At 67.5% G+C, this 5254-nt stretch carries 8 protein-coding genes; 2 read left to right on the top strand and 6 right to left on the bottom strand.

The features are described 5' to 3' along the window. The coding region (locus QQ25_RS01590; protein ID WP_039376822.1) for an MMPL family transporter at positions 1-299 on the top strand (299 nt) is incomplete at its 5' end. A gap of 4 nt (positions 300-303) precedes the next feature. Here QQ25_RS01590 and QQ25_RS01585 read toward each other — a convergent pair. The 5 genes from QQ25_RS01585 to QQ25_RS01565 are packed head-to-tail and all read right to left on the bottom strand — an operon-like array spanning position 304 to position 4030. Further along, on the bottom strand, positions 304-960 hold the full coding sequence (locus QQ25_RS01585) for an O-methyltransferase (protein ID WP_101906044.1): 657 nt from the start codon (positions 958-960) through the stop codon (positions 304-306). A 21-nt stretch (positions 961-981) separates the two neighbouring features. Further along, positions 982-1452 (bottom strand): TIGR04338 family metallohydrolase, encoded by a 471-nt coding sequence (locus QQ25_RS01580; protein ID WP_039312600.1) that lies wholly within the window; start codon positions 1450-1452, stop codon positions 982-984. Then, positions 1449-2192, bottom strand: coding sequence for a DUF2786 domain-containing protein (locus tag QQ25_RS01575; protein WP_039312597.1), 744 nt, complete (start codon positions 2190-2192; stop codon positions 1449-1451). The genes QQ25_RS01580 and QQ25_RS01575 overlap by 4 nt, the downstream gene beginning before the upstream one ends. Before the next feature lie 9 nt (positions 2193-2201). After that, on the bottom strand, positions 2202-3194 hold the full coding sequence (locus QQ25_RS01570) for an alpha/beta fold hydrolase (RefSeq protein WP_039312593.1): 993 nt from the start codon (positions 3192-3194) through the stop codon (positions 2202-2204). After that, positions 3191-4030 (bottom strand): alpha/beta hydrolase, encoded by an 840-nt coding sequence (locus QQ25_RS01565; RefSeq protein ID WP_039376820.1) that lies wholly within the window; start codon positions 4028-4030, stop codon positions 3191-3193. The genes QQ25_RS01570 and QQ25_RS01565 overlap by 4 nt, the downstream gene beginning before the upstream one ends. A 24-nt stretch (positions 4031-4054) precedes the next feature. Between QQ25_RS01565 and QQ25_RS01560 the strand changes: the two genes are divergently transcribed. Next, positions 4055-5080, top strand: a complete 1026-nt coding sequence (locus QQ25_RS01560) for a sigma-70 family RNA polymerase sigma factor (protein WP_039376819.1) — start codon at positions 4055-4057, stop codon at positions 5078-5080. A 47-nt stretch (positions 5081-5127) separates the two neighbouring features. On the opposite strand, the gene QQ25_RS31490 is transcribed toward QQ25_RS01560, so the two are convergent. Further along, the coding region (locus tag QQ25_RS31490; RefSeq protein WP_039376818.1) for a DUF3237 family protein at positions 5128-5254 on the bottom strand (127 nt) is incomplete at its 5' end.

The raw sequence follows: 5254 nt of genomic DNA, 5'->3' as shown, positions 1-5254 counted from the left end.
ACACCGGCATCATCCGCGCCATGGGCGGTACCGGATCGGTGGTCACCTCCGCGGGCCTGGTGTTCGCCTTCACCATGATGTCGATGGCGGTCAGCGAGTTGGCGGTGATCGGTCAGGTGGGCACCACGATCGGTCTGGGTCTGCTGTTCGACACCCTGGTGATCCGATCCTTCATGACCCCGTCCATCGCGGCGCTGATGGGCAAGTGGTTCTGGTGGCCGCAGATGGTGCGTCAGCGCCCCAAGCCGGAACCGTGGCCCAAGCCGATCCAGCGCGAGCCGCAGGACGCGTTGACGTAACCGCTTACCGCACCAGCGCGACGGCGAAACCGTCCCAGCCCTTGGTGCCGACGGTCTGTATCGCGGCGACGTCGAGCCGCGGGTGGCTACCCATCATCTCCAGCATGTCGCGCACACCACGCGCCTGTGCGTCGTCCACGGCCGGCGCCAGCACCCGCCCCATTCGGGTGACGTTGTCCACCACGATGATCGAGCCCGGCCGGCCCAGCTTGATCGCCCACTCGACGTAGCGGACGTTGTTCTCCTTGTCGGCGTCGATGAAGGCGAGATCGAACACGTCCCCGCGCTCGGCCAGCCGGGGCAGCGTGTCGAGCGCGGCGCCGACGATCACCTCGACGCGGTCGGCGACACCGGCCCGCTGGAGATTGGCCCGCGCCACTTCCGCATGACGAGGCTCGTATTCGAGGGTGACGACGCTGCCGTCCGGGCCCACGCCACGCGCCAGATTGATGGTGCTGTAGCCGGCGAGCGTGCCGATCTCCAGCACCCGACGCGCGCCGGACATCGTGGCGAGCAGCGACAGCAATTTGCCGTGTTGTGCGGATACCTCGATGGCCGGCATATCGGCGGCCTGCGCGGATTGACGTGCCGCGGTGAGCGCCTCGTCCTCGGTACGCAGCACCTCGTTGAACATGACATCGACATCACGGGGTTCGGTCACAAGCGCCAGGCTAGACCCGGATCAGAGCACACCCTCCTTGGCGTACACCATCCGCAGCACCAGCCCCACCTCCGGCCCCATGATCGTCTCGCACAGTTCGCAATACGCGGCGACGAAGGCCGGTCCGTGGGGTGGGTCCGCATCGCTCACGTGGTGGGCGAGTTCGTGCAGCACCACCAGCTCACGCAGCGCCCAGGTATCGCGTTCGGGCACGGCGATGACGGCCTTGCCGTCGACCAGCTCGTAGTGCGCCGCGGTGACGCCCCGGCGGCGTCGAACCGCCAGCGGCCGCGCGCCGACGCGGGCGACGACGTCGTCGACGTAGCGTTGCACCGATTCGACGGATCCGAATTTCGCCTCCGGCGGCAAGGTCAGTGAGGTGCCGAAGAAGTCGATGGCGCGTGAACTGTGTTGGGCCGCACGGTCGAACATGGTGCGCACGAACTGTTCGGCGGCATACACCCTGGCGCGCTGGGTGTCCTTGGCGCTCACTTCTCCAGGGCGCCGCGCGCGCCGGATATTTCCTGGTTCAACCCGAGCCGGGCGTGGCGACCGGCGCGGTCCCCGGCCCGGCGGGCCGCCGAGGAGTACCCGGCCGAGGCGTTGGTCGCCCGCCACGTCCCACGGGCCTGCGACGCCTCGCGGTAGAAACTGCGCAGCTCGACGTCCTTGTCCCGCAAGGCGATAGCGGTGCCCGGCCGGTCGGCCTCATCGGCCTCGCGTTGTGCCTCGTCCCGCGCCTGGGTCAGCCGCTGGCCGATACGGGCGCCGAAGGCCAGCTGGAAGTTGAGCCGCGCGGTGATCGTCGGCGTCGGACGGTGCGCCCCCGAGGCGATGTAGGCCTCCGACGCCTTGACCATCTGCATCAGCAGGCTGGTGTAGAGCGCGTGGGTGGCGTCGATGTCCTCGGCGAACCCGTAGGCGTAGACGAACGTCGAGTTGGACGCCACGTCGCACTTCACATCGTTGGCCTGCCCGATCATCACGAACAGCTGCACATAGGTGCGCAGACCCTTCGTCCCCGCGGCACCGATGGTGATGGTGCGCTGCACGGGCATCTGGGCCTTGGTGCGTTCGGTCGAGTGAGACCGGGCCAGGGCCAGATCGATGGACGTCGCCGTGGCCAACCGCTGGGCCGCTGCCATGAATGCTTCGGCTTCGTGGGTGTTGTCGGTGCCTTCAGCCTGGCGCAACAGTGCGGCGATCCGCGCCAGCATCTTGTCGTCGCTCACGCGACAAACCTAGCCATCGGCACCGACAAACTTGCCGATCGCGTCCACCACCTGCGGGGACAACGGTCCCGGCTTGCCGTAGTTGGCGATGCTGTCGGTGGGGTCGTCGCGCAGCACGTGATTGACGCCCCTGAGCTCGACGAGTGTCAGTGCGGTGTGCTTGAGCGCGTCGATCAGCGGGCGCTCGATCTGGCAGCTGGCCTGCGAGTCGGAGTCCGAGCAGGTGAGCAGCACCGGCATGCCGTCGGGCAGCGCGGCGGCCAGCTGCAACGGATCGATCTTGTCGGCCTCGACGATGGCGCTGATGTTGTCCTTGTTCACGATCGCGCTCAGGCCCTCGGGCAGGTCGGCGGGCACGGTGCCCTTGGTGCGGATCTGGTCGACGGCACCCAACCAGGCCGTCAGCACCTCGGGTGTGGCGCCGGACCGCACGCGGTTGGTGATGATGTCGAGGTAGCGTCCGGACAGTGGCTGGAACAGCGCCAGCGAGTGCACCTTCGGGTCGCCCGCACCGGCCAGGGTCATGGCGTGGATAGCGCCTTCGCCGACCGCATAGATCGACAACTTGGCGGCGTCGGTATCGGGCCTGCCGGCCAGGAACCGCAGCGCAGCGGCCGCGCCGCTGGTGTAGACGCCGCTGACCACCTCGGCAGGCTTCTTCTCGTAGGGGCCGAGCTTGGTAGCGCCGGTTCCGATCTTGTCGTAGCGCAGGCTGGCAACGCCCTTGTCCGACAACGTTTCCGCCAGCTGGCGCATGTTGCCGATGGGGCCGACGACCTTGTTGTCACCGTTGCGGTCGGTGGGCCCGCTCTCGGAGATCAGCAGTGCCGCCGGGCCGGTCGCCTCCGCGTGCCGATAGGTGCCGTGGATGGTGAGACCGTCGGCATCGAACGTGACGTCGGTGTCGGTCCACGACGGTTGCCCGCTCTCCTTCGTCGCCTCCGGCGAACCGCACCCGGCCACCAGCAGCACCGAAACGAGCACTGCCACAAGCTTTCTCACAGGTGCGTCTCGATCCAGGCCGTCACGTCGTCGAGAACAAGCTCCTTCTCGGGCTCGTTGAACACCTCATGGAACAGGCCCGGATACACCTTGAGGTGCACGTCCGGTGACCCCACACATTCCACGAGATGGCGGCTACCTTCGGCCGACACCAGGCGGTCCTTCTCTCCGTGCACCACCAGCAGCGGCGCGGTGAGCGCCGAGGCCCGCTGCGGCATGGTCTCGCCCACGATGATCAGCGCCCGGGCGATGCCTGCGGGGACCTTGCCGTGCCACACCAGCGGATCGGCGTTGTACGCCGCCACCACCGCGGGATCTCGCGATACCGCGTTGGCGTCGAGATTTTCCACCGGCAGCCCGGGGGCGACCTTGCCGAGCACCTTGGCCACCACCGCGAGCACCGGGGACACCGCCGCCTGTGCGGCTACCGCCGGCCCGGACAGCACCATCGCGGAGTACTCGTCGGGATATTCGACGCCGTACGTGAACACGATGCCGCCGCCCATGCTGTGGCCCAGCACCAGGCGCGGCAGGTTCGGGTACTCGACGGCGGCGATGCCGACCAGCGTGTGAAAGTCGCCGACGTACTCCGACATGTCACGCAGGTACACCCGCTTGCCTCCGGAGCGGCCGTGACCGCGGTGGTCAAGGGCGTAGACGACCAGCCCGGCCTGCCCGAACCGCTGCGCGACGTGGTGATAGCGCCCGGCGTGTTCGCCGAGGCCGTGGGAGAGGACGACGACGCCTTTCGGAGCGATGTCGGGCGTCCATACGTCGTAGACGATGCGGACCCCGCCGACGCCGTCGAATGTCTGTTCACTGCGCGTGCTGGTCACTCTCGCGAGCGTATTCGATCGAAGTTGTCGTGGGTGCTGCGTAAGCTCGCGAATGTGACGGTCCTCGCTCATCGCCTCGATGACGACAGCCCGGCCGATGCGTTCCTGGCCGAGGCCCAGCGCTACCGCCGTGAACTGCTGGCGCACTGCTACCGGATGACCGGCTCGCTTCACGATGCCGAAGATCTGGTGCAGGAGACCTACCTGCGCGCATGGAAGTCCTACGAGGGTTTTCAGGGCAAGTCCTCGGTACGTACCTGGCTGTATCGCATCGCCACCAATACGTGCCTGACGGCGTTGGAGGGCCGGCAGCGCCGTCCGCTGCCGTCTGGCCTGGGCAATCCGAGTTCGTCGCCCACCGATGAGATCGCCGAGCACCACGAGATCCCCTGGCTGCAGCCCCTGCCGGATTCGACCGACGACCCGGCGGATCCCAGCACGATCGTCGGGACCCGTGATTCGGTCCGGCTCGCGTTCGTCGCGGCGCTGCAGCATCTATCGGCGCGCCAGCGTGCGGTTCTGGTGATGCGTGAGGTGCTGCAGTGGAAGGCCGCCGAGGTCGGTGAGGCGATCGGTGCCTCGACAGCCGCGGTCAACAGCCTCTTGCAGCGGGCCAGGGCCCAACTCGACGCCGTCGGCCCCAACGAAGACGACGAGATCGCCCCGCCGGACTCCCCGCATGCCCAGAACCTGCTGCGCAATTACATGGCCGCCTTCGAGGCCTACGACGTCGACAAGCTGGTCGAGCTGTTCACGGCCGAGGCCATCTGGGAGATGCCGCCCTTCGACAGCTGGTACCGCGGGCCGGAGGCCATCGGCGGCCTGACTCGGTACAAGTGCCCGGCCGAGCAGCCCGGGGACATGCGGTTCATCGCGACGAGCGCCAACGGCCAGCCCGCCGCGGGGATGTACATGCTGAATCGCCAGACGGGCCGGCACGAGGCATTTCAGCTGCACGTCCTCGAGGTGCGCCCCGAGGGCATCTCCCACGTGGTGGCATTCATGGAGCTGGAGCTGTTCGAGAAATTCGGCCTGCCCGCTGAGCTCTAGACGCCAGTGACCGATCGCCTACCTCGTCGATTGACACTTGGGCAGTGTCATGCGGCGACTCGGAAGACTTGGAATTCGACGGTGGGTCCGGGTTGGATGCGGCCTTGTCCGACGAAGATGGTTTGGTTGACCCAGCTGTATTTGGGGTCTCCGGATATCAGGCGTGGGGTGGTG

It is taken from the genome of Mycolicibacterium setense (assembly GCF_000805385.1).
Classification (GTDB): domain Bacteria; phylum Actinomycetota; class Actinomycetes; order Mycobacteriales; family Mycobacteriaceae; genus Mycobacterium; species Mycobacterium setense.
The sequence above is the reverse complement of the archived record's forward strand: the minus strand, read 5'-3'. Positions and strand labels throughout refer to the sequence as shown.